Genomic DNA, 22,900 nt, shown 5'->3' with positions numbered 1-22,900 from the left:
ACAGTATAGCTTAGTTTTGTTGAGTTACAGTGACTGCAGTGTCATTTGTGTATGACACGGAAAATTAGTAAAAATACCATCTACGCCATACTCTAGCATTAATTCGATATCTTCCACTTTATCGACCGTGTAAGCATAAACTTGAAGGCCGCGTTGTTTTGCGTCAGCAACAAACTCATGGTTTATAAAGTTTTTATCTACATGAATGCTATAGGCATGGAGTTTTTGCGCAAACTCGCTGTAATTAATTGGGATAGAAGCGGTAAGTGCACCAATCTTTACCCACGGCAATTTTTGCTTTAGCCACATCAGTTGATGGTGATCGAATGAAGAGACTAGCAGGTTATCCCGAGAAATTTTCCCTGCGCTAACGTTTGATTCTATAAGCTCTACAAATTTATCTAACGAAAAAGTATGTTTAAGCTCTAAATTAAGTAAAGTTTTATCAGCAACCCAATCGATTGCCTGTTGTAAAGTGGGCACGCACTCGCCATTGCCTGCATCGTATTGTTGAATTTGCTCTTTTGAGCAGGCGTTTACTTTACCGCGACCAGAGGTTGTACGATCAAGCCAAGTGTCGTGAATAATCATGTAATCATCAAGGCAGCTTTGCACATCAATTTCGATGCCATCTACTGCTAAATCAACAGCTGCGATAATGGCGCTTTGAGTATTTTCTGGGTAGGTACCACTGGCACCTCTGTGAGCGAATACTTTCATCATTGCTTATACCTACGAGTCACTGACCATGTTTCATAAAAAGCGGCACTAATCACCAGTGCGCCACCAATAAGAGTGCTAATTGAAGGTTGCTCATGCAAAATTAAAAAAGCGAAAAACGTACCGTATAAAGGCTGCAAACACGATATCAAACCAGCGGTTGAAGCTGATAAGTTTTTTAGGCTTGCTGCAAACAGTGAATGCGGTGCTGCTGTAAAAATAACTCCTACGGTAATTAATAGCAGCCAATTTATTGTATCAACTTGTAATGGCGGTACTTCGACAAAGGCGCATAGCATAATGCAGGCGATCCAAGTTTGATAAAGCATGGTTTGTGGGCCGCCATATTGGCTAAAGTAACGCTTGTGAACGATATTTCGAAAAGCAAAAAAGAACGCTGACAAAATACCAATAGCAATTCCGAGTGTGACATCATTGCCTAAGCTGGCATCAGGAATAAGTAAATAAATCCCAAGCATCACCACCAAGGCACTAAAAATATCTTTGAGCTGTGGTTTGCTGCCATGAAAAAAAGGTTCTAAAAACACCGTAATAACAGGGTAAGTAAAAAAGGCAATCATACCGACTGCAATACCTGCCAATTGCATACCTGCGAAGTAGGTAAGCCAATGTATTCCAACTGTGATACCAAGCAACAAGGCGATGAGATAATCACGACGTGAGTGAAGCTTAATTGCTTTCTTCTGGATTGTGAGTAACAGCAGTAGCGCACAGCCTGCAATTGCTGTTCGGTAAACGGTAATATCTAATGCACTTAAGCTGACTAGCTTGGCGAATAATGCAGTACCACCAAATAGTAGCACTGCAATGTGTAAGTATATTAGGCTCTGTTTGTGCGCCTGCATTACAAACCTTGTTATTGTTGTTATTAACTCTCTTTGTAACGGTAATCCTTTACTTTGTAAACTCCCCAAATGGGCTAATCCATTCGTTTAGTTCCAATATTTCCATCCCTGCAAGTAATAGTGCAGCACATTAGGCTCATCAAGTGTCGATACTTTTTCATTGTTAGCGCTAATATCCGGCGTAAAAATAAACAATTGTGCGTCATTTTCTGGGCGGTAAAAGCGGGTTTTAACTGGCAATACTTGTTGGTTACTGCACATCAAGTTGCAAGCCATAATAAAGCCCCATTCGCCAAAAGAGGGCACATTTAAATGATATGGCAAGGTATGCGCAAAGCCTGCTGCACTGAGTGTGTTATTGATAGACCAAAATGCTTGCTTCGCAAAAAATGGGCTGGTGGCCTGGGTCACTACTATACCGTTATTTGGTAATCGTGTTTTTACTAGTTGATAAAACTGCTGACTGTAAAGCCGTGCTAAATTGATTGCTTTTGGATCCGGTAAATCAATAAAAATAATATCGAAAAGCTGTTCGTTTTGCTCAACAAACACATAAGCATCTTGATGAATAACTGTCACTTTAGGGTCACTGAGTGAGTGCTTGTTAAGAGTTGTCAGGTTGTGATTAGTTTGCGCAAGCCTAGCGACTGCTGGGTCTAAATCGACTAGGGTAATAGATTCTATTTGCGGGTATTTCAAAAGCTCTCTGGTTGCTAAGCCATCGCCACCGCCTAAAATTAGAATACGTTTGGCATTACCATGGCGCACCATAGCGGGATGAATAAGCGCTTCGTGATAGCGATACTCATCAACCGATGAAAACTGTAAGCCACCATTTAAATAAAGCCGAATATCATCTTTATGACGAGTCAGTACGATTTGCTGATAGGGCGTTTGTTCTGAGTGTACTACACGATCATCGTAGATTTGGCTTTGCCAAAGATGGGTGAGCTGTTTACTAGCAAATAAGCAAAGCACTAATACTGAGCAGACTAAAACTAATGTGAGTCTAAGCACTTTTCGACGATTTGGGCTGATATGGTCGATAAAGTACCACAGCAATAACAGCGCAATACTTAGATTCATTAAGCCAAAGCTTAAGGCTGTTTTAAAAACCCCAAGCCAAGGTAAAAATAGAAAAGGAAACAGTAAAGTCGCGAGCAGGGCGCCAAAGTAGTCAATAGATAATACATTGGCGAGGTTTGCTTTTAGCGCATAATGTTTCTCCATTAGGCGACTTAACAGCGGAATTTCTAAGCCAATCAAAATCCCTATTAGCGTAGTGAGTAAAATACTAATTGCTTGCAGTGGTAAACCAAACGCATAGCAGAAATACAGCAATGGCACACTCAAACCGCCAAGTAGTGCAAGCGCAAGCTCAAAACCAATAAAATACACCAGCAATGGCTTATCAGGCACAAAGCGGGAAAAATAAGAGCCAACCCCCATTGCTGCCATATAGACGCCAATCGTCAGGGAAAACTGAGTGATGCTATCACCCAAAAAGTAGGCACCAGTGGTTGCGATCAGTAGCTCATAGATAATTGAGCAAAGGCCAGCAACAAAAATACTAAACAGTAAAATGTGGCTTTCGCGAATTGATTTATTTACCACCTGGGCCGCCTCGTGAACGGAAACCTGCACTACCAATACTTTGCTCACGTAATTGTTTATCAACGCTTATTGTGAGGTGGTGATAGGAGTAAACTTGCCAATCTTGCTCTTTGTCACCTTTGCTATATGCCAAGAAGGAAAAGAAGAGCACGGGTGCTAAAAACAGTAACACAATAGGCCAAACTGAGATACGCGAGTCCATTGCTTTTATAGCCTCAGGGTTTAACTTATTGATTGGTTTATAAGTAATATCAGAGCCTTCACGCTCAGCTTCTAAACGATGCAGCATTACAAATAGGGCTACACCGCCGATGAAACCAGAAATCCATAACAGCGGTAGCATAAAATTACTGTTACCTTTGATTGGGATAATACGAAACGTATAACTAAAATGTTCGGCACGCTTATTTGGGCCAAACGTACTACTGACGTAGGCGCTATATTGCCCCTTCTTTGGGAAGTGGACATCGTGATGAGTATAATCACGGTACTCAGTCCATTTGCCATCTGAATCGTGTCCGGTTTCGGCCCAAAGTTCATCAGAGTAACTAAATAAGTAGTTACCATCAGGGTCAAAAATTTCGATATCAATAGCTTTCCAAGAGTTTAAAGGCAGTCTGCCTTTAATTTCTAAGCGCATCATTTGGCCATCTTCTGGCACTGTAAATAGGTAAGCTTTGTCTTGTCCGTCGTAGTCTTTAAAGTTGCCATATTGGCCACTAATAAGTGGCGCTTGTAGATCTGCACGTATCACCAAGCAAACAACAAATGTGATAGCGGCAATAATAAAAAGCTTATAGATGTTCATCCATTACTCCATAAATAAGCTTAAATAGCGATAGTGATGATAACAGCAACACAGATTGCAATGCTGCTTTCAATAACCGCAACGGCGGTGTTTTTGTCGTGCATTGCTTGGTCGAGTGAAATTTTGCTAAAGATAATTTTATCAACGAGGTAACGCACAATTGGTAAAATTAAAAAGCCAAATAATGCGTCAATAAAGAATAAACTTAAGCTTTGTTGCCAAGTATGAAAGCCACCAATGAGCGCATGACACAAGATAATAGCTAACGCCAACATAGTGCCAGAAAAGCTAAGTGCAACGGCTTTGTTGCCTTTTTCGAGCTGTTCGTGAAGATTAAAAGCAGTGAGGTGATCATAGCCTTTGGCAAAAATGATCAGCATTAGTTGCCCTAAAAAATAAAACACAATGGCTGATAACCATGTGCCTTCGCCGGTTAATGCGCCACCAATGATCAGTGCAGCAGCCATATAGTTTGCCGCTTGTACTAGGCCTACGGCCTCGTTTTGTTGGTTAATTAATTGCTCTTGGTTGCAGAACAAGCGCAGCAGTAATTTGTCATTTAAAATACGTGAGCAGGTTAGCAGCACCATACCTAATACACTGTACAGTGATACATTCATCAAATCTCTTAGTAAACCTTGGCTAGGTCCAGCTAAAACAAAGCCATAAATAATGGTAATTGCCCCTAAGTAGCCGCCAATAGATAAACCCAAGGCACTGTTGGCATTATCGGTTAATTGGCTGGTGGTGTTATAAGGGGTTGCTAAGTTATACGACAGTTTTGCAACCGCTATGATCGCAATGAACAGACCAATATAGGCGCTGTTGTAGGCCATCGTTGCGAGGTAGTGGGTTAAGTTAATATCCATATAATTATGTTAGCTTGTTGTTATTTTCCGAAAATATTAACACAGAGTGTTTGTTGCAAAGAATATCAAAGCTTCATTTTTGGCAGAATTAATCAATTTCTTAAAAGTTTCATAGCTTTTTTATGACAATTGTCATGATGTATTGCTTACAAATGTCGTTAAACACTCATTCTTTTTTAAGTAACACTATACCTGTACCGATACATGTCGGTTTGTCATTCATTAATATAAAGGGTATAGCTATGAATCTAATTACTAAAAATATTTACGCGTTATTCGCTGCGGCAATTACATTTAACACAAATTACGTATTTGCTGAACAAAGTACTATAGATAGTATTGAACTTGCATCTCAACAGCATAACTTGTCAGAACTTACCAAAATAGCAAAAAATGCAGCAGGGTATGATGCAGCGCTTGTGAATTATCGCCTTGCTATTGCACATAATATCATGGGTGAAACTGAAAAAGCGCTTGCCTTACTTGATATTGCACAAACAGCGCTTTTAGACGATAAACTTGACGCAGATAAAAGTGAGGCAAACGCATTGCTTGCTCAAGTGTATGGTTATCGTATTTCGATTAAACCTATTACAGGTTTTTACTACGGCATAAAATCGAACAATGCGTTAAATAATGCGGTGCAAATTGACAAAAGTAATCCTCGTGCTCACCTAGTTAAAGGTATAATTGCTTTAAACACACCTAGCATGTTTGGTGGCAGTAAACAGCAAGCGCTTAGTTCATTGAATGAGTCTCTAATTCACTATCAAAATGATAATAATGATGGTTATAAATGGGGGCAGGCGGAAGCATATGTCTGGCGTGGGTTAACATATTTAGCACTAAATGATGTGCAAAAAGCAGTGCAAGATTGGCAAACATCACTTGACCTTGCACCAAACTATACATGGCCTAAAATTTTGATAAATAAAAATAAGCAGTAACTAATCGTGGGCAGCCATATGCTGCCCACGTTTAGATAAGATTTAAAAAAGCCAAAAATGGGATTGAGCATAAATGAAAAGTGATAGTTTTAGACAAAGCTTAGCAATTGAAAAAAAGCCTTACTGGGTCTGGGGGCCACTTGTTTTTTCAAGTTTTTATTTTTTACCGTTGATTCTAAGTTTTGAGCAATTCGCAGCTTTAGATATTTTTATTATAGTTATGATATATATAACTTTTATTTTTTACTATGTTAAAGCTGCTAACGCAAAAGGTGAAGATGCGCTCATTCCAGTGTCTATCATTGTTATTATCGCAACTTTTGGTACATATTTAACTCTTGGAACACAAACTTTATTTGGCTTTGCTTGCTATTTTTTGGGGTTCAACTTTAGACAAAAAAAAGGCGTTTTAGGGCTAGTTGCTGTTGCTTTAAGTATTTTTTTCGCGGTGTATTTATTTGATTTGAATAATCCATATTTTATTGCGCCAGCACTCATCATCAGCATTGCACTTTATTTTATGGGACGTGCTGAGAGGCGTGAACGAATACACCAGTTAAGTGAACAAAAAAGTCAACATCAAATAGAACAGTTGGCAATGATTGCTGAACGTGAACGCATTGCACGAGACCTTCATGATTTAGCTGGTCACAGTCTATCGTCGATTGCTCTAAAAGCAGAACTAGCCGAAAAGTTAATTGTTAATGATAACGTTGAGCAAGCACAGAGTGAAATAAAGCAAGTGGCGGCCATTAGCCGAGATTTACTCAGTGATATTCGTAAAGCAGTAACAAATATGAAACAGTTTAACCTCACTAAACAGTTAGAGTTTTTGCAAGAAGAGCTAACACAAAATGGCTTTAATGTAAAAGTAAACAATGAATTAACAAACTTATCGACAGCAACACAAAAAACCGTATCGCTTATTGTTACTGAGGCTTGCACTAATATTTTAAGGCATAGTAAAGGGAATGAAGTTTTAATTGATATTAGTAAGGAACTAATATCAATTAAGGATAACGGTATAGTAACCACATTTAAAAGTGGCAATGGCATTAATGGCATTAAGCAGCGTACTGAAGCACTTGGCGGAGAGCTTATTGTGGAAAATAAAAAAGGGTTTAACCTGACTATGAATTTTCAAGCGAATTTATCATGATTAATTTACTCATTGTTGAAGATCAGCAAATGGTTAGGGAAGCAATTAGTGCGCTTGTTGGACTTGATCCATTTATTAATGTCGTTGGGCAAGCAGAGGATGGCAAAGCTGCACTTAAATTTATTGAACAAAATAAGATTGATATGGTGTTATCAGATATTGAAATGCCCAATATGTCAGGCATCGAATTGGTAGAAATACTGAGTAAGCGCCATTCTGATATTAAAACCATGATAATAACTACATTTTCAAAGGCAGGTTATATAAAACGTGCTATGAAAGCAGATGTTCGCGCATTTATTTTAAAGGAAGCGCCATCAGAGCATTTAATTAATGCAATAAAATCAGTCAATCAAGGCCGAAGAGTCATTGATCCCGAACTTGCTTTACTTGCATTATCTGACACTGATCCATTGACTAATAAAGAACGCAAAGCATTAAAATTAGCCGGTGATGGCTTAAAAACTCAAGATATTGCAAAAACATTGTTTTTATCAGAAGGGACGGTTAGAAATTATCTTTCAGAAGCAATGAGTAAACTAAATGCGGTAAACCGAGTAGATGCTGCTCGCATAGCAAGACAAAAAGGGTGGTTATAAGGTCCTTAATTTTGCTATTAAATTATTGAACAATTTGAGTGCGAAAACTGGTTTAATCAATTTCTTAAAAGTTTCATAGCTTTTGCCTGTCTCATTGTTAGGTTATGGGTTAAAATAACAACATAACCAACTAACAAGATAGTGAATGTCAAAACAGGATCCCAATCTCAGTCGAGAACAAGAAAAGTACGAAAACCCCGTCCCTAGCCGTGAGTTTATACTTACTCACTTAGAATCTCGCGCCAAACCAGCAAACTTCACACAACTTTGTGACGAATTACATGTGAATGATACAGAGCGTCAAATTGCGTTCAAACGTCGTTTACGTGCTATGGAACGCGATGGTCAACTGTATTTCAATAAGTTTAAATGCTACGCATTGATTGATGAATCTGGCCTAGTTAAAGGCAAGGTCATTGGTCATCGTGACGGATTCGGCTTTTTAGAAGTTGAAGGTGAGAGTAAAGATTGGTTTATCGCAAAGCACCAAATGAATATGGTGTTGCACGGTGACATTGTGCTTGCTAAAGGCAATCGCAAAGGCTCAAGTGGCAAATGCGATGCACGCATCATTAAGGTATTAACCAATGAACGTGCACCGATTGTTGGCCGCTATTTTGTTGAGCATGGTATTGCAGTTGTTGTGGCTGAAGACCCACGCATAACGCAAGATATTATGATACTACCGGGTAGTGAAAATGGTGCGCGCCACAACCAAATGGTGCAGGTGCAAATTACCCAAAACCCAAGCCGACATATGAATGCGGTAGGCAAAGTCACTGAGGTACTGGGTGAGCACTTAGCACCGGGTATGGAAATTGAAGTTGCACTACGCAATCACGATATTCCTCACGTTTGGCCAGAAGCGGTTGAAAAGCAAGTTGCTCATTTAGGTGAGTTTGTTGATGAACAAGCAAAGCAAGGTCGCGTTGATTTACGTGACTTACCGCTAGTTACAATCGACGGTGAAGATGCCCGTGACTTTGACGATGCAGTTTATTGTGAGCGCAAACCATCAGGTGGTTGGCGTTTATGGGTGGCCATTGCCGATGTGTCGCACTACGTAGGAATGAACACGCCTCTGAATAAAGAAGCGATTGAACGTGGTAACTCAGTATACTTCCCTGAGCAAGTTATTCCGATGCTGCCAAAAGTGCTATCGAATGGCTTGTGCTCATTGAACCCAGAAGTTGACCGTTTATGTATGGTTGCTGAGATGACGGTGTCAGAAGCGGGTAAGTTGTCTGGGTATAAATTTTACGAAGCGGTGATGAATTCACACGCTCGTTTTACTTACACCAAAGTGAATGCGATTTTACAAGGCGATGAAAAGCTACGTGAAGAGTACGCTAAAATGGTGCCACATTTAACTGACTTACAGCAAATGTACATGGCACTTAAAGCTGCTCGCCAAGACCGTGGTGCGATTGAGTTTGAAACCTTAGAAACGCGCTTTGTGTTTAATGCACATCGTAAGATCGAATCAATCGTGCCAGTGGTTCGTAATGATGCACACAAACTTATCGAAGAGTGCATGATTTTAGCGAACGTATCGGCAGCCCGATTATTAGAAAAGCACGAGGCGAGTGCGCTTTATCGTGTGCATGATGAGCCTGATGCTGAAAAGCTGGGTTTCTTCAGAAACTTTTTATCAGAGCTTGGTATCGAAACTGCGATTTCTGATGAGCCAACACCAAAAGAAATAACGCAAGTGTTAGCTAAATTAGGCGACCGCCCAGAAGCTGAGCTTATTCAAACCATGTTGCTCCGTTCAATGAAGCAAGCGGTTTATCAGCCAGATAACATTGGCCACTTTGGTTTAGCTTTACCAGCCTATGCCCACTTTACATCGCCAATTCGTCGTTACCCTGATTTAGTGGTGCACCGTGCAATTAAAGCGGTACTTAAAGCGCAAGGTCAGCAAACATCGGGTGAGTATGCCTACACTGATGACGAAGTTGATATTTTAGGTGAGCAGTGTTCAACCACTGAACGCCGTGCTGATGATGCGACTCGCGAAGTAGCAGATTGGCTGAAATGTGAATTTATGCAAGACCATGTTGGTGACGAATTTGGTGGGGTGATCTCATCGGTAACTAACTTTGGTTTATTTGTACGCTTAGACGATTTACAAATCGACGGCATGATCCATGTAACTAAGCTGGGCAATGAGTACTTCCATTACGATGGTGCTAAGCATTGCTTAATTGGTGAACAAACTCACACCGTTTATCGTTTAGGCGATAAACTAACGGTTCAGGTGTCATCTGTCAGTCTTGACGAGCGACGCATAAACTTAGTGTTAGCAGGTGAAGCGCAACAAGACCGTTATGCGCGTCGTCGTGGCCGTAGTGCCCCTGCAAAACCAAGTGTTCGTGCCCAGCTTAAAGCAGGTAAAATTCCTGGTAAAAAAGCGCAGTCAGGCAGCTTTGAGGCAAAATCAGGCGACAAAGAGAATGAAAAACGTGGCAAGTCTTCATCTTCTAAAGGGCGTAAAAAGCCTAATAGTAAACAAGCTGATGCTGTAAAAGCTGGCAAAAAGAAGAGTAAGAAAAAAGCCACCAAAAAGGCAAAAAGACCGGGTAAGAATGCCCGTAAACGTAATGGCCGAGGAGCAAATAATACGTGAGTAATGAATTAATTTTTGGTTTTCACTCAGTTGAAGCAATATTAGCAAAAGAGCCTGAGCGCTTTTTAGAAATATACGCTTTAAAAGGGCGTGAAGATAAACGTTTAAACCCGGTTATTGACCAAGCACGTAAATTCGGTATTTCTGTACAATTTATGCAGCGTAAAGCGCTTGATAATAAAGCAAATGGTGAGCAGCACCAAGGGATTATCGCTAATGTAAAAGCGGCGCGCATGTATAACGAAAAAGATCTAGATGAGATCATTGCCCGTGAAGAAACGCCTTTCTTACTGGTACTTGATGGTATTACTGATCCACATAACTTAGGTGCCTGTTTACGTAGTGCAGATGCTGCGGGCGTGCACGCGATTATCGTTCCTAAAGATAAGTCTGCAAAACTGAACGGCACAGCGCGCAAAGTAGCATGCGGTGCAGCAGAAACAGTGCCATTAGTTCAAGTAACCAATCTTGCGCGTACGTTGCGTGAAATTAAAGATGCTGGCGTTTGGGTTGTCGGCACTGCCGGTGAAACAGATACTGAGTTATTTGATGCAAACCTAACAGGGCCAATGGCTGTTGTTATGGGTGCTGAAGGGGATGGTATGCGCCGCCTTACTCGTGAGCATTGTGATTTATTAGTTAAAATCCCAATGGCTGGTTCGGTATCTAGTTTAAATGTGTCAGTTGCGACCGGTATTTGTTTATTTGAAGTGTTACGTCAGCGTAATGCAACGCAAATCTAACTACCGCGAAAATTTCAGACACAAAAAAAGCCGATGTAACATCGGCTTTTTTGTATCTAACAGTTCTGATTAGATTTTTGCAAAAGCGTCTTGTAGTGGTGGTACTACTTGCTTCTTACGGCTTAATACGCCATCTAACCATACGCGACCGTCTTCTGATTTAACATCATAGGCAGCTTCGATTACTGATACGTCATCAGACGCAATTAGCATTTCAGAGCCTTCTTTCATGATATCGGTTAACAGGAGTAATACTGAGTGGCGACCGCCTTCTTCTTTAAGCTTTGCGATGTCAGCTTCAAGGTCTGCTTTGATCTCATCAAATACAGCAAGGTCGATAACTTCTAGCTGGCCAATACCTACTAGCTTACCGTTCATGTTGAAGTCTTTGAAATCACGCATTACTAAATCACGTGCAGGGGTGCCATCAACTGCTGATTTAACCTTGAACATTTCCATGCCAAGTTCTTTGAAATCTTCTATGCCAGCGATTTCAGCAAGTGCTTCAACACATTTGATATCAGCTGTTGTACACGTTGGTGATTTAAAGATTACAGTGTCGCTTAAGATAGCGCATAACATGATGCCTGCGATATCTTTTGGAATCTCTACGTTGTAGAAGTCATACATCATTTTGATGATAGTGTTTGAACAACCCACTGGGCGGATCCAACACTCAAGTGGTGTTGATGATGTTAAATCGCCTAATTTGTGGTGATCAACAACACCTACAACACGTGCTTCATCGATGTCATCAGGTGCTTGTGTTTTTTCTGTGTGGTCAACGATATAAACGTCTTCGCCTGCGTAGCTAAGTTTTAGCTCAGGTGCTTCGAAACCGAATTTATCTAGGATAAATTGTGTTTCAGGTGATACTTCACCTAAACGCGTCGGGATCGCAGGTTCATTGATCTGGTTTTTTAAGTATGCAAGCGCAATTGCACCGCAAATTGAATCTGAATCAGGGATCTTATGACCCACTACATACATTGACATTGACGGAACTCCTTTAAATTTGGCGGATATTTTAGCAAAGTATCGACAGATTGATACATAACAGACATGAAATTTTGTTGATCAATTACAACTGCCAATTAATGTCCTTTTTGGTTACACTTTAAGATATTGAAAACTGAGGAAGATACTGATGCGCTTGAGCCGAAAAGCATGGAATAATGTGGTGATTATTTCGATGCTATTGATGATTTTTTTCTTCAATGGCCTACATAAAAAGCTCAATACACAGCCCGTTGAAGAAGGAGTACAAGCATTACTCCCAGAGCAAAGCTTCATTTTAGCAATGGCATTTCCAGAATTAAAAATCGAGCGTATAGGCACCTCTTGGCGTAGCCAATCACTGCAAGAAACCACATGGCAAGGCGATGAGCAGCAGCTCGAACAACTCGTTGAACTTTGGCAACATCAAAAACTGACTATTGCCAGTCTCCCTGTTAGTAAAATTTCACAGACATCGGCTGATTATGTTGCCTCCGTGTGGCTAGCCGGGGAGCAGTTGCCAGCGGTGTATCAGTTGTACAACATAGATCAGCAATACTATTTATTAGATAAGCGGTTACAACGAGTATTTGAGCTTGAACAAGCTGATGCTGCTAAGTTATTTCCGTTATACCCGTTTTAAGAGAGTCACAGATGCCTGAATTACCAGAAGTTGAAGTTAGCCGTTTGGGAATAACGCCGCATGTGCTTAACCAAACAGTGACCAAAGTAAATATTCATAACGCTAGTATGCGTTGGCCTGTGCCTGATGATGTATATCAATTACAAGGACTTAAAGTTACTTCAGTGGAGCGTAGAGCAAAATATTTATTACTCGGTTGTGAGCTGGGTAGTGTTATTTTGCACTTAGGAATGTCGGGCAATTTACGAGTTGTGAGCGCAGATGAGCCATTAAAAAAGCACGACCATATCGAATTTATTTTAGCCTCTGGTAAAGCGCTAAGACTCAACGACGCGCGTCGCTTTGGTGCCTGCTTATGGCAAGCACCAGGCGAATGTCATACCTTGCTAACCAAGCTTGGACCGGAGCCTCTTACCGATGAGTTTGCTGCAAAGCGTGTTTACGAACAGTCTAGAAATAAAAAAGTACCAATTAAACAGTTTATTATGGATAACGCTGTGGTAGTTGGTGTAGGTAATATCTATGCCAATGAGTCGTTATTTAAGGCCGGAATTCACCCGAAACGAGAAGCCGGCAAGGTGTCTTTAAAGCGTTATCAGCAATTAGTGCCTATTATTAAAGAAACACTTGCTGCGGCTATCACGCAAGGCGGCACAACATTAAAAGATTTTGCTCAAAGTGATGGTAAGCCCGGTTATTTTGCCCAGCAATTACTAGTTTATGGTCGCAAAGGTGAGCCATGTGTAACGTGTAAAGAGCCATTAAAAGAAATTAGATTAGGGCAAAGAAGCACTGTGTACTGCTCTAATTGTCAAAAATAACAAAGAATCCCTCATCTATGTAGTATTGCAACAGATAGCAAGATAGAGACAGGCTTAAGGAATGAGAAGGTTGTATGCTATTAAACAAATACGTCATAGGGTGCGTGTGCTTAGCGGCACTGGTGGGTTGTTCTAAAGAGCAACCTCAAGTTATCGTTGAGGAAGTGGTTACCGCTGAGGTTAAGCAGTTTGATGTGCCGCTGTATGGGAATTACGTTGCGCGTACAGACGCATCACTTGATGTTGAAGTACGCGCACGGATCACCGGCTTTGTACAAAGTGTTGAATTTGTTGAAGGTAGTTGGGTAAACGAAGGTGATTTACTCTACACCATTGATGATAGACCCTACCGAGCTAAGCTTAATCGCGTTAAAGCCGCACTACAAAAAGACCAAGCAGCGCTGGCAAAAGCAAAGCGCGATGTTACTCGTTTAAAACCCCTCTACGAGCAAGATGCAGCAAGTCAGCTCGACTACGACAATGCAATTTCTATTCAAGAGCAAGCGCAAGCGTCATTATCAGCAACCCAAGCAGAACTTGAAGAAACCAAGCTCGATTTAGAATATACCCGTATTACGGCGCCAATTAGTGGCATGGTTGGTAGCTCTGAAGCCGATCTCGGTGCTTTGGTCGGCAGTAATGGTATTTCACTCCTTACCACCATTCAGCAAATAGACCCTATTTTCGTTAATTTTAATATGTCGGCACTTGATTATTTGAATGCTAAGCGGCGTATGACCAGCATGATGGAGCAGCTACAAGCCGAGCAACAAGGCAAGGCGCTAGAAGGCTTTGTACGTATTTCTTTGCCTGATGGCAGTGAGTATCGATATTGGGGTGATGTGAGTTTCACCGACCCTAAAATTAGCCCGAAAACGGGCACCTTTAAAGTAAGAGCAAAGCTGCCTAACCCTAATAGTGAGCTACTACCTGGGCAATATACAAAAGCACGGATTAAATTATCCGAATTGAAAGATGCCATTGTCGTCCCTGAAGAAGCTACACAAGTTGAGCAGGGCGGTATTTATGTAATGGTGGTACTTGATTCAGGTGAGATAGAGCGGCGCTTTATTGTTGTTGAGCATTACGGTGAACAAGGAATTGTTGCCAGCGGTGGCTTGAGTGCGGGTGAGCAAGTGGTGGTGAAAGGTTTGCATCGCATTCGTCATGGTCAGCAAGTAAAAGCGATTTCGTTAGCCGAGTTTGAAAAACGCCGATTAACGCCAAACACGGGCACTACTCCACTGGCGTCAGATAAACCAAGCAAACAAGATGATGAAAAAAATCAGCAGGGAGCTTAGCTATGTTTTCGCATTTTTTTATCAAGCGTCCAGTGTTTGCTATCGTTATTTCGTTAGTTATTTTACTCACAGGCTTGGTCTCGCTCTTTACCCTACCCATTGATCAATACCCAGATATTGCTCCGCCGTCGGTTAAAGTGTCTGCTTCATTCCCCGGCGCAACGGCAGAGACCGCATCTGAGTCGGTAGCCATTCCTCTTGAGCAAGAATTAAATGGCACACCGAATATGTTGTATATGGAGTCAAAGGCAACTAACTCTGGCAGTGTTGGGATCACACTCACCTTTGATGTTGGCACCGACCCAGATCTCGCCCTTGTTGATGTTCAAAACACCGCAAGCCAAGCAGGCAGTAATTTACCTGTTGATGTGCAAACTGAAGGGGTGAATGTCTCTAATGAAAGTTCCGTTGAGCTGTTGAAACTGGCACTGACCTCTGATGACCCACGCTATGACGAAATCTATTTGAGTAACTACGCTAGCATCAATGTAGAGGCGGCTTTAAAGCGTGTTCCGGGGGTTGGCAAAGTGCGAAACACCGGCTCGCGTTCATATGCTATGCGGGTCTGGTTAAAGCCTGATATTTTAGCGGGCTACGAGTTAACCGTGAATGATGTGACCGCAGCAATCAAAGCACAAAATAAAGAGGCCGCTGCTGGGGAGATCGGGGCTCAGCCAATGAGCGATGCAATTAAGCTTAACTTTCCGGTACGAGCACAAGGTCGGCTTAATAAGGTGGATGAATTTAATAACATTATGCTGCGAGTGAATAGTGATGGCTCGATGATCCGTTTGCGAGATGTTGCAAGGGTTGAGTTGGCGTCGTCAGCGTACACTTTAAATTCAAAACTAAATGAACAGCCCGCCACTATTTTGCAGGTTTATATGTTACCAGGCTCTAATGCATTAGCGGTTACAGAGCGCGTTAAGGCTGAGATGGATCGCCTGAGTGCAGCTTTTCCGAAGGGTGTGAAATGGCAGTTATTTTATGATGCCTCTGAGTTCATCAAGCTGTCGATTAATGAGGTGATCAATACCCTTATTCAAGCGCTTATCTTAGTGATTTTAGTGGTGTATTTATTTTTGCAAAACTGGCGAACAACTTTAATACCCGCTTTAGCTGTGCCAGTGTCGATAGTGGGTACCTTTATCGCCTTGGCTGCATTTGGATTTACCATAAACAATGTCAGTTTATTGGCTATGGTATTGGCAATCGGCATCGTCGTTGATGATGCGATTGTTGTAGTCGAAAGTGTTGAGCGACTGATCAATGAGCAAAATATGGAGGTAGTTGCTGCTACTAAGCAAGCGATGACAGAGCTTTCTGGCGCCATAGTGGCAACCTCTTTAGTACTGGCAGCGGTGTTTGTGCCGGTGTCATTTTTAGCCGGTATTACGGGCATTATGTACCGAGAGTTTGCGATTGCAATTACCGTTGCGGTACTCATTTCGACCCTAGTTGCGCTAACCTTGAGCCCTGCTTTATGTGCGATTTTCTTAAAACCTAGCGCCCCATCAAAGATTAAGATTTTTAATAAATTTAATAACTGGCTTGAAAGTGTTGGCGAAAAATACACTTGGCTTGTAAAGGCATGCTCTGAAAAAGCAAAACGTAGTTATATTGGCTTTTTTATAATGATAGGTGGCTGTTACTTTGTGTTTAGCCAATTACCAAGTAGCTTTATGCCGCAAGAAGATCAAGGACGCTTTTTTGTTGATATTACCTTGCCAGATGCGGCAACGGTCTCACGTACCAATGAGGTGATAAGTAAAGCTAACCAATTTGTTATGAGCCATGCTGGGGTGGCTTATTCATTCACGCTAGCGGGTGAAAACCGCCGTGCTGGTAGTGCGCAATCACATGGTCAAATGGAGGTGATTTTAAAGCCTTGGCAAGTGCGTGCAGAGCAAGGTTTTACGGTCACAAGTGTGATGAATGATATACGTAAGCAGCTCTACGCCATTCCCGATGCTGAATTTAATGTGTTTCAGCCATCGGCTGTGGCGGGGCTTGGTTCCGGCTCTGGTGTTGAGTTTGCGCTGCAAGAAAAAACAGGAGGCAACTTAACGAGTCTGGTTGAATCGCTCGAGGTACTGCTGGCAAATTTAAATAACCGCCCTGAAGTTGCTAAAGCAAGTAGCTCACTGCGTGGCTCAGTACCCCAGCTGTTTTTGGAATTAGATAGAGAAAAAGCCATGGCATTAGAGGTGCCGATTGCTGATGTTTACAGCACAATGAAAGTGCTTACTGGCTCATCAACAATTAATGACTTTAATTTATTTGGCCGGGTTTATCGGGTTAAAGTTCAGGCTGAAGATGAATTTAGGGCACGCCCTGAAAACCTCAACGAATTTTATGTGCGTTCAAAAAATGGTGCTATGGTGCCATCAAATGTGCTTGCTAAGTTAAATTTAACAACCGGTCCGTCTGCAATAAATCGCTTTAATATGTTTACCAGTGCCATGGTGAATGTATCGCCAGCTAAAGGCTATGCATCGGGTGATGTAATTAACGTAATTAAAGAAGAAATGGCAAAACTACCGCCTAACCTTGGCTATGAATGGACAGGATTAACCTATCAAGAAATTCGCTCATCGGGTCAGCTAAGTATCGCTATCAGCCTTGCTATTGTGTTTGTATTTTTATTTTTAGCGGCGCTCTATGAAAGTTGGAGCTTGCCGTTTGCTGTACTACTAATAAGCCCGATTGCTATGTTGGGAGCCTCTGTATTGACCTTAGTGACGGGGCATGAAAACAATTTATTCTTCCAAGTCGCCTTTATTGCCTTGATCGGCCTTGCGGCAAAGAACTCAATTTTGATTGTTGAGGTGGCAAATCAGCTTTATCAGGAGGGGATGGATGCTACTGATGCAGCAATAGAAGCCGCCCGTTCTCGCTTTCGGCCTATATTAATGACTGCAGCCTCTTTTGTGCTTGGTGTATTGCCGTTAGTACTTGCTTCTGGCCCCGGAGCGGTTGGTCGACAGTCGGTATCTATGCCTATTTTAGGGGGGATGTTACTGGCAAGCTCTATCGGCATAATATTAGTGCCGCTGTTTTTTATTACCGCTGCACGCTTTGTAAAAAAACAGCAAACACCGGCCTCTAAAGTAGTAGAGGAGCAAGTCGATGCATAAATTGTTACCATTGCTTTGTTTCGCTTGCATTCAAGGCTGTGCTGTAGGGCCTGATTTTGAAGCACCTGAGCATAGTGAAGTTGCTAATTTTATGGGCGCAACAGCAACGCCACAATCGGAGGCTTTAGCGGGCTGGAAGCAAATTTATAGCGACCCTCATTTGCAAAAGCTGATTAGCCAAGCGCTTCTTAACAACCAAGATATGTTAATTGCGCAATCGAAAATTATTGAAGCGCGAGCTCGGTATCGAATTACGGATGCCGCTTTATGGCCTGATGTGAATGTAGGGCTTACTTCAGAGCGAGAAGAAGAGCTTAATAGCAGCCCAGAAAATACCTTTGATTTAAAAGGTTACTTAAGTTGGGAGCTAGATTTATTTGGTAGTAACCGACGCGCAAGCGAAGCCGCACTGGCAAATTATTATAGCCAAGAGCAAGCAAGAAACGCGTTGCAGCTCGCCTTGATTGCTGATGTTGCTCAGCAGTTTTTTGCCCTCAAAGAAGTTGAAGAGCAATTAAAAATTAGCCTCAGTACGATTAAGCTTCGCGAGAAGGAGCTTGAAATTGCGCGTATTCGTAAAAAAGGCGGTATTATTTCAGGGCTAGAACAGCGCCAAGCCGAGGTTGAATTAGAGTCAGCGAAAGTGAAGATCCCTCCTTTACAGCACAGTGAAAGGCGGATTATTAATCAGTTAAAGTTTTTGATTGGTGATGCCAATGCTGATGTGCAAGGGGGGAATGAGTTATCTGTGCAAACCCTTCCTAAGCAATTACCCACAGGACTACCTAGTGAACTGTTAAAGCGTAGACCAGATGTGCAGCAAGCAATGTATCAATGGCAAGCGGCCATGGCTGAAATTGGGGTCGCAAAAGCGGCCTTATTCCCAAAACTTAAGTTGTATGCCGAATATGGCAGTGAAAGTACTGATTTTAGTGATTTGCTCGCCAGTAATTCGCAGGTTTGGTTGCTGGGCTCAGAGCTTTTAATGCCAATATTTAATATGGGGCGCAATCAGGCAAATTTAACGGTGGCGGAACAACGAGCTTATCAGGCAAGTATTCAATATCAGAAAATAGTGTTGGTGGCACTGCAAGAAGTGAGCAATCAGCTTTCGAACTATCAGTCGGCAGAAAAAAGCTATGATGCGCAAAGAAGCTTGGTGCTCAGTAGCCAAGATTACTATCGCTTAGCACGCCTAAGATATAGCAATGGTGTTGCCAGCTCCCTTGATTTAATGGATGCACAGCGCCAGTTATTTTCGGCAGAAATTGCGTTATCGCAGGCAAAAAATGATCGTCTGCAAAGCCTAGCAACGCTTTATAAAGCCCTTGGTGGCGGGTGGTATGAATTAAGCGAACAGGAACTAGAAAAAGAAAAAGTGGTGGATTAATTTAAAGAGCATGCAAAAACATGCTCTTTAAAACTTATAACTCAAATGGTGCTACACCGACGGCTTTCATTTTATAGCCGACTTGGGCAATTTCACCAGACCAGGTTTCGGTGCTGATAACGCCTGTCACGACAATCGCATCGTAGAGGCTTTCGATTGGTACGCCGTCTTTAATCGTGACATGCACAATTTGATTTGGTGGCGGTGGTGGCACGTGGATACAGGCACCAAAATAAGGAACCAATAAAAACTCGGTGATCACTTCGCTGTCGCCTTCAAGGGGAACAACAAAACCAGGCAAACTCACTGATTGGCCATTAAGCTCTTTTACCACGGGTGCATCAAGGTCTGGTTGCACCCAGTTTTGCTCGCTACCTTCATGGTTTGCTTGCGCTTGGGTGTCGATTTGGACATGACCTTTTGGAATTAAATCTTCCCAGAAGATTTCTTTAGGTGCGCCAGCATTAGCTCCAGCACACACAACTAATGCGACTAAAGCGACGAATTTTCGAAAAAACGGCATAACATTCCTTAAATTTTAATACTCATACCATCAGCAAGAGAGTAGAAATACGCGCGAGTTGCGGGAATTAACCCAACAATAAAGCCTGCAACCATTATCGCAGCTAAAAGCATGAGTTCATAGGATGACAATAAGGCTATATTTAGGCTTATTCCGGCATGGCTTTGCAAGTAATCTGCGCCGAGTAGCATTAAAGCATAGAATAATGCGATACCAACAATGCAGCCAAGCCCTGTAATGAGTAATGATTCGACACTGATCAAGGTGAAAATATGCCAAGGTCTTGCGCCAACAGAGCGCAAAATTGCAAGTTCTCTGCGGCGTTGATTGAGGCTTGAAAGCAGGCTCGTTAACATGCCAAGCAAACTGATCAGCACCACGACGATAGAAAATAATAGCAATATTTTTTCAACGATAGAGAGCATCTCCCATAGTTCACGCAAAGTAACACCCGGCATGATGGCAAGCAGTGCCTCATCTTTGTATTGGTTGATATTACGACGTACTTGTAAGGTATAAAGAGGTGAATCGAAACCAAGTAAAAAAGCGGTTATTTGTTTTGGTGTGCCAACTAAATCAACATCACCATGCTGGTCGTGGTCGTGGTCGTGGTCGTGGTCGTGGTCATTTGCATCAGCCTGAGCGGCTTCATGCTGATGAGCATGACCACCATGAATCGCTTCAATTGCTGCAAGTGGAATATGCAGGGTTTTATCAACAGGCGTGCCCGTTGGATTTAAAATACCGACCACTTTAAATGGGTTATCGTCATGATTATGAAAGCTGGTATTGCCCATGCCGTGCGCAATCACTACTTCGTCACCAAGCTGATAGCCAAGGGTATTGGCAACCTCAGCACCTAATACAACCTCAAATAAGTGATTAAACTCATGACCTTGTGAAAAGCTCAACGACTGCTTTTTAGCAAAGCGATAGTGCTCAAAATAGTCTTTATTTGTACCAAGTACAGCTAAACCTTTATGGCTGTCGCCAAGTGACATAGGAATAGCCCATTTCACACCCCGTTGCCCTGAGATGTATTGGTAACTTTTCCAACTCACGCCATTATTAGCATGACCAATGCGAAATACCGAAGACAGCAGCAACTGGATATCACCGGTACGCGCACCGACAATTAAATCAGTGCCAGAAATTGTATTGCTAAAGCTACTTTTAGCATCAACTCGAACCCGCTCAATCGACATCAATAACATTACGCTGATAGCAATTGTAAATAGGGTGAGTAGGGCGCTGGCCTTTCGGTTTAATAAACTTTTTGTGGCGAGTTTAATGAGTAGCATCTGTGCCTCCTTGTAACTCAATAAGGCTGATACTGCGGGTAAATAGCGTTTGTAATGTTTCATCATGGCTAACAAAAATTAGCGTGCTATTTGCTGCGCTTGCCTGCTCAAATAACAATTTTACGAATGCTTGGCGATTTTGTGTGTCGAGTGCTGAGGTAGGTTCATCTGCAATAATAATTTCAGGGCTGCCAATAAAGGCTCGCGCTGCGGCAACTCTTTGTTGCTGGCCAATACTCAGCTGTGCAACTGCTTGATGCTGCAAGTTATCATTTAGCCCTAAAGCGCTCAGTAAGCGGCTTGCTTCAGCGGCTATTGTTGCACTATTTTTTAATGCGTTTTTTTGCCTTTGCTTTGAAAATTGGCAACCTAAAGTCACATTTTCAATAGGCGATAAATAAGGTAGTAAATTAAAGTTTTGAAAAATATAGCCAATATGGTCGGCACGAAAACGGTCCCTTTTACTATTACTAAGTTGGTTAATCGCTTTACCAAGCAGCTCGATATTGCCCTGTGTTGGCACTGTGACGCCAGCAAGCAATGATAATAACGTTGATTTACCACAACCACTCGGACCGTGAAGAAAAACATGTTCGCCTTGATCAATATCTAGCTTAGTAATATTGATCGTCGGCTTGGGTTGTTTTGCGTGCCATTTAAAAAGCACATTTTCAAGCGTGATCATAACGACCTATGAATTGTTACCATCGCCAGTAATTTAATTTTCTACGCATTTTAAAATTACGAATAAAATTACGTGGTTTCGGCTTAAGTGCAGGATTGCTCAATAGTAATTCATTGCTAGCAGCAAGTACACGTTGACTCGATAAGCCGTCTTGATATGGATGCAGTTGCTGGCAGAAGTGCTCAATTTTCGCCATTAATTCAGCAGGCTGTGTGAAGGCATAATCAATCGCTTCAGTTAGTTTATTGACATCTGTAATATCAATAAGATGTTCGCCAGGTGCTTGATTGCAGAAAGTTACGACAGGCTTTCTTTGTAAGATAAACATAAGCAAAATGGATGAGGTATCACACAGCATGACATCAGCAGCTTGTAAGAGTGGTAATACATTATCTGTCTCGACAAAAGTTAGATTGTCGTTTTGTAGAGCCTTGTATCGTTCAACAAGCTCGCTTGGCATTTTCGGGTGAAATTGCACCAAAATTCGCCACTTTCCTTGCTCACTGTATGCTTTTATTTGTTCGTATAATTTAGGTGCAAGAGACAGGCGTTTTGAAAAAGTCGAACAAATTAAGAGTGTTTTTCTGTTGTCGTCTGGGTTTTTATACGGATTGTTTTCAATCTCACTAAAAAAAGGATCGAGTGTTGGCCAGCCGGTTTCTTTTACTTGAAAAAAGCCATGCTTTTTAGCTAAAGCTTGGAAAGGTGCAGTAGTATTTGGACCTTGCGTACAGTACAAATCAAAACAACCTCTAACTTTAAAATGGTCATTTTGGCCTTTGCTATTTAACTTCCCCGCATCAAAGCCATGGAATACACCAACTTTAACGCCAGGTATAAAAGTGGGAATACTATTAGAAGGTGCAAAAAGTACATCGGGTTGCCAATCGTGTATAGCATCAACGCTATCTAAGGTTTGCTCGCTTTCATCAAGAAAATCACGATTTACAGTTTTCCCATGTAAAAACCATTTAACTTCACCACCACGAGCTAAAATCTCCCGTTGCAATGGGCGTAAGATCGCGTACGAATAGTTCTGCGAAATAAACATTAAATATTTTTTTTCTGCGGTAGCTGCTAAGTAATCCAAGAAAACCTCCTATTTCGAGGGCACTAGTATAGCGAAATAATGTTTATGACAGCAAAATT

20 protein-coding genes are annotated in these 22,900 nt (G+C 41.8%); 10 read left to right on the top strand and 10 right to left on the bottom strand.

Translation table 11 applies throughout. The annotated features are described in order from the left end of the window. Positions 1-24: 24 nt before the first annotated feature. The 5 genes from AN394_RS03015 to AN394_RS02995 all read right to left on the bottom strand — a co-directional run bounded on the left by AN394_RS03015 (position 25) and on the right by AN394_RS02995 (position 4,877). Positions 25-723 (bottom strand): glycerophosphodiester phosphodiesterase family protein, encoded by a 699-nt coding sequence (locus tag AN394_RS03015; protein ID WP_054561032.1) that lies wholly within the window; start codon positions 721-723, stop codon positions 25-27. After that, positions 720-1,586: a DMT family transporter gene (locus AN394_RS03010; RefSeq protein ID WP_055020770.1), complete on the bottom strand. Its 867-nt coding sequence runs from the start codon at positions 1,584-1,586 to the stop codon at positions 720-722. Before AN394_RS03010 ends, AN394_RS03015 begins: the two co-directional genes overlap by 4 nt. A gap of 87 nt (positions 1,587-1,673) precedes the next feature. Next, positions 1,674-3,200 carry a polyamine aminopropyltransferase gene (locus AN394_RS03005; protein WP_200910008.1) on the bottom strand — a complete coding sequence of 509 codons (1,527 nt, stop codon included), beginning with the start codon at positions 3,198-3,200 and terminating at the stop codon, positions 1,674-1,676. Continuing rightward, a complete protein-coding gene (locus AN394_RS03000; RefSeq protein ID WP_055020768.1) occupies positions 3,190-4,008 on the bottom strand; it encodes a hypothetical protein in 819 nt (272 codons plus the stop codon). Before AN394_RS03000 ends, AN394_RS03005 begins: the two co-directional genes overlap by 11 nt. A 20-nt stretch (positions 4,009-4,028) precedes the next feature. Further along, on the bottom strand, positions 4,029-4,877 hold the full coding sequence (locus AN394_RS02995) for a DUF350 domain-containing protein (protein WP_055020767.1): 849 nt from the start codon (positions 4,875-4,877) through the stop codon (positions 4,029-4,031). A 242-nt stretch (positions 4,878-5,119) separates the two neighbouring features. On the opposite strand from AN394_RS02995, the gene AN394_RS02990 reads away from it, so the two are divergent. The 5 genes from AN394_RS02990 (at position 5,120) to rlmB (ending at position 10,954) form a co-directional block, all read left to right on the top strand. Continuing rightward, the gene (locus AN394_RS02990; protein ID WP_055020766.1) at positions 5,120-5,824 is read left to right on the top strand and encodes a tetratricopeptide repeat protein; all 705 of its coding nucleotides are present in this window, start codon (positions 5,120-5,122) and stop codon (positions 5,822-5,824) included. 73 nt (positions 5,825-5,897) lie between these two features. Further along, positions 5,898-6,983 carry a sensor histidine kinase gene (locus AN394_RS02985; protein ID WP_055020765.1) on the top strand — a complete coding sequence of 362 codons (1,086 nt, stop codon included), beginning with the start codon at positions 5,898-5,900 and terminating at the stop codon, positions 6,981-6,983. Next, positions 6,980-7,582 carry a DNA-binding response regulator gene (locus AN394_RS02980; protein ID WP_054561025.1) on the top strand — a complete coding sequence of 201 codons (603 nt, stop codon included), beginning with the start codon at positions 6,980-6,982 and terminating at the stop codon, positions 7,580-7,582. The genes AN394_RS02985 and AN394_RS02980 overlap by 4 nt, the downstream gene beginning before the upstream one ends. 145 nt (positions 7,583-7,727) lie before the next feature. Further along, entirely contained in the window at positions 7,728-10,211 is a 2,484-nt protein-coding gene (rnr, locus tag AN394_RS02975) for a ribonuclease R (RefSeq protein ID WP_055020764.1), read from the top strand. Then, the gene (gene rlmB / locus AN394_RS02970; protein WP_054561023.1) at positions 10,208-10,954 is read left to right on the top strand and encodes a 23S rRNA (guanosine(2251)-2'-O)-methyltransferase RlmB; all 747 of its coding nucleotides are present in this window, start codon (positions 10,208-10,210) and stop codon (positions 10,952-10,954) included. Before rnr ends, rlmB begins: the two co-directional genes overlap by 4 nt. Before the next feature lie 69 nt (positions 10,955-11,023). Here rlmB and AN394_RS02965 read toward each other — a convergent pair whose 3' ends face one another. Further along, positions 11,024-11,950, bottom strand: coding sequence for a manganese-dependent inorganic pyrophosphatase (locus tag AN394_RS02965; protein ID WP_055020763.1), 927 nt, complete (start codon positions 11,948-11,950; stop codon positions 11,024-11,026). A gap of 151 nt (positions 11,951-12,101) precedes the next feature. Between AN394_RS02965 and AN394_RS02960 the strand changes: the two genes are divergently transcribed. The 5 genes from AN394_RS02960 to AN394_RS02940 all read left to right on the top strand — a co-directional run bounded on the left by AN394_RS02960 (position 12,102) and on the right by AN394_RS02940 (position 19,242). Further along, complete coding sequence (locus AN394_RS02960) at positions 12,102-12,593, top strand: hypothetical protein (protein ID WP_054552702.1); 492 nt, start codon at positions 12,102-12,104, stop codon at positions 12,591-12,593. 11 nt (positions 12,594-12,604) lie between these two features. Beyond that, positions 12,605-13,414 (top strand): bifunctional DNA-formamidopyrimidine glycosylase/DNA-(apurinic or apyrimidinic site) lyase, encoded by an 810-nt coding sequence (mutM, locus tag AN394_RS02955; protein ID WP_054552701.1) that lies wholly within the window; start codon positions 12,605-12,607, stop codon positions 13,412-13,414. A 74-nt stretch (positions 13,415-13,488) separates the two neighbouring features. Continuing rightward, on the top strand, positions 13,489-14,715 hold the full coding sequence (locus AN394_RS02950; RefSeq protein ID WP_082422937.1) for an efflux RND transporter periplasmic adaptor subunit: 1,227 nt from the start codon (positions 13,489-13,491) through the stop codon (positions 14,713-14,715). 2 nt (positions 14,716-14,717) lie between these two features. Further along, positions 14,718-17,852 carry an efflux RND transporter permease subunit gene (locus tag AN394_RS02945; RefSeq protein WP_055020762.1) on the top strand — a complete coding sequence of 1,045 codons (3,135 nt, stop codon included), beginning with the start codon at positions 14,718-14,720 and terminating at the stop codon, positions 17,850-17,852. Further along, the gene (locus tag AN394_RS02940; RefSeq protein ID WP_055020761.1) at positions 17,845-19,242 is read left to right on the top strand and encodes an efflux transporter outer membrane subunit; all 1,398 of its coding nucleotides are present in this window, start codon (positions 17,845-17,847) and stop codon (positions 19,240-19,242) included. Before AN394_RS02945 ends, AN394_RS02940 begins: the two co-directional genes overlap by 8 nt. Before the next feature lie 34 nt (positions 19,243-19,276). On the opposite strand, the gene AN394_RS02935 is transcribed toward AN394_RS02940, so the two are convergent. From AN394_RS02935 to AN394_RS02920, 4 genes are read right to left on the bottom strand one after another with little or no spacing between them, the layout of a single operon-like run. Continuing rightward, positions 19,277-19,765 (bottom strand): DUF3299 domain-containing protein, encoded by a 489-nt coding sequence (locus AN394_RS02935; RefSeq protein WP_054552700.1) that lies wholly within the window; start codon positions 19,763-19,765, stop codon positions 19,277-19,279. A gap of 8 nt (positions 19,766-19,773) precedes the next feature. After that, complete coding sequence (locus AN394_RS02930) at positions 19,774-21,066, bottom strand: FtsX-like permease family protein (protein WP_055020760.1); 1,293 nt, start codon at positions 21,064-21,066, stop codon at positions 19,774-19,776. Next, positions 21,053-21,751, bottom strand: a complete 699-nt coding sequence (locus AN394_RS02925) for an ABC transporter ATP-binding protein (RefSeq protein ID WP_055020759.1) — start codon at positions 21,749-21,751, stop codon at positions 21,053-21,055. The genes AN394_RS02930 and AN394_RS02925 overlap by 14 nt, the downstream gene beginning before the upstream one ends. A gap of 16 nt (positions 21,752-21,767) precedes the next feature. After that, complete coding sequence (locus tag AN394_RS02920; RefSeq protein ID WP_235576234.1) at positions 21,768-22,841, bottom strand: CDP-glycerol glycerophosphotransferase family protein; 1,074 nt, start codon at positions 22,839-22,841, stop codon at positions 21,768-21,770. Positions 22,842-22,900: the final 59 nt, after the last annotated feature.

Source organism: Pseudoalteromonas sp. P1-26 (assembly GCF_001401795.1).
Lineage (GTDB): Bacteria > Pseudomonadota > Gammaproteobacteria > Enterobacterales > Alteromonadaceae > Pseudoalteromonas.
The sequence above is the reverse complement of the archived record's forward strand: the minus strand, read 5'-3'. Positions and strand labels throughout refer to the sequence as shown.

What these genes read in the sequence shown, in the direction of transcription:
- AN394_RS03015 (WP_054561032.1), bottom strand. Translation starts at nt 723, where the DNA reads ATGATGAAAGTATTCGCTCACAGAGGTGCCAGTGGTACCTACCCAGAA.
- AN394_RS03010 (WP_055020770.1), bottom strand. Translation starts at nt 1,586, where the DNA reads ATGCAGGCGCACAAACAGAGCCTAATATACTTACACATTGCAGTGCTA.
- AN394_RS03000 (WP_055020768.1), bottom strand. Translation starts at nt 4,008, where the DNA reads ATGAACATCTATAAGCTTTTTATTATTGCCGCTATCACATTTGTTGTT.
- AN394_RS02995 (WP_055020767.1), bottom strand. Translation starts at nt 4,877, where the DNA reads ATGGATATTAACTTAACCCACTACCTCGCAACGATGGCCTACAACAGC.
- AN394_RS02990 (WP_055020766.1), top strand. Translation starts at nt 5,120, where the DNA reads ATGAATCTAATTACTAAAAATATTTACGCGTTATTCGCTGCGGCAATT.
- AN394_RS02985 (WP_055020765.1), top strand. Translation starts at nt 5,898, where the DNA reads ATGAAAAGTGATAGTTTTAGACAAAGCTTAGCAATTGAAAAAAAGCCT.
- AN394_RS02980 (WP_054561025.1), top strand. Translation starts at nt 6,980, where the DNA reads ATGATTAATTTACTCATTGTTGAAGATCAGCAAATGGTTAGGGAAGCA.
- rnr (WP_055020764.1), top strand. Translation starts at nt 7,728, where the DNA reads ATGTCAAAACAGGATCCCAATCTCAGTCGAGAACAAGAAAAGTACGAA.
- AN394_RS02965 (WP_055020763.1), bottom strand. Translation starts at nt 11,950, where the DNA reads ATGTCAATGTATGTAGTGGGTCATAAGATCCCTGATTCAGATTCAATT.
- AN394_RS02960 (WP_054552702.1), top strand. Translation starts at nt 12,102, where the DNA reads ATGCGCTTGAGCCGAAAAGCATGGAATAATGTGGTGATTATTTCGATG.
- mutM (WP_054552701.1), top strand. Translation starts at nt 12,605, where the DNA reads ATGCCTGAATTACCAGAAGTTGAAGTTAGCCGTTTGGGAATAACGCCG.
- AN394_RS02950 (WP_082422937.1), top strand. Translation starts at nt 13,489, where the DNA reads ATGCTATTAAACAAATACGTCATAGGGTGCGTGTGCTTAGCGGCACTG.
- AN394_RS02945 (WP_055020762.1), top strand. Translation starts at nt 14,718, where the DNA reads ATGTTTTCGCATTTTTTTATCAAGCGTCCAGTGTTTGCTATCGTTATT.
- AN394_RS02940 (WP_055020761.1), top strand. Translation starts at nt 17,845, where the DNA reads ATGCATAAATTGTTACCATTGCTTTGTTTCGCTTGCATTCAAGGCTGT.
- AN394_RS02935 (WP_054552700.1), bottom strand. Translation starts at nt 19,765, where the DNA reads ATGCCGTTTTTTCGAAAATTCGTCGCTTTAGTCGCATTAGTTGTGTGT.
- AN394_RS02930 (WP_055020760.1), bottom strand. Translation starts at nt 21,066, where the DNA reads ATGCTACTCATTAAACTCGCCACAAAAAGTTTATTAAACCGAAAGGCC.
- AN394_RS02925 (WP_055020759.1), bottom strand. Translation starts at nt 21,751, where the DNA reads ATGATCACGCTTGAAAATGTGCTTTTTAAATGGCACGCAAAACAACCC.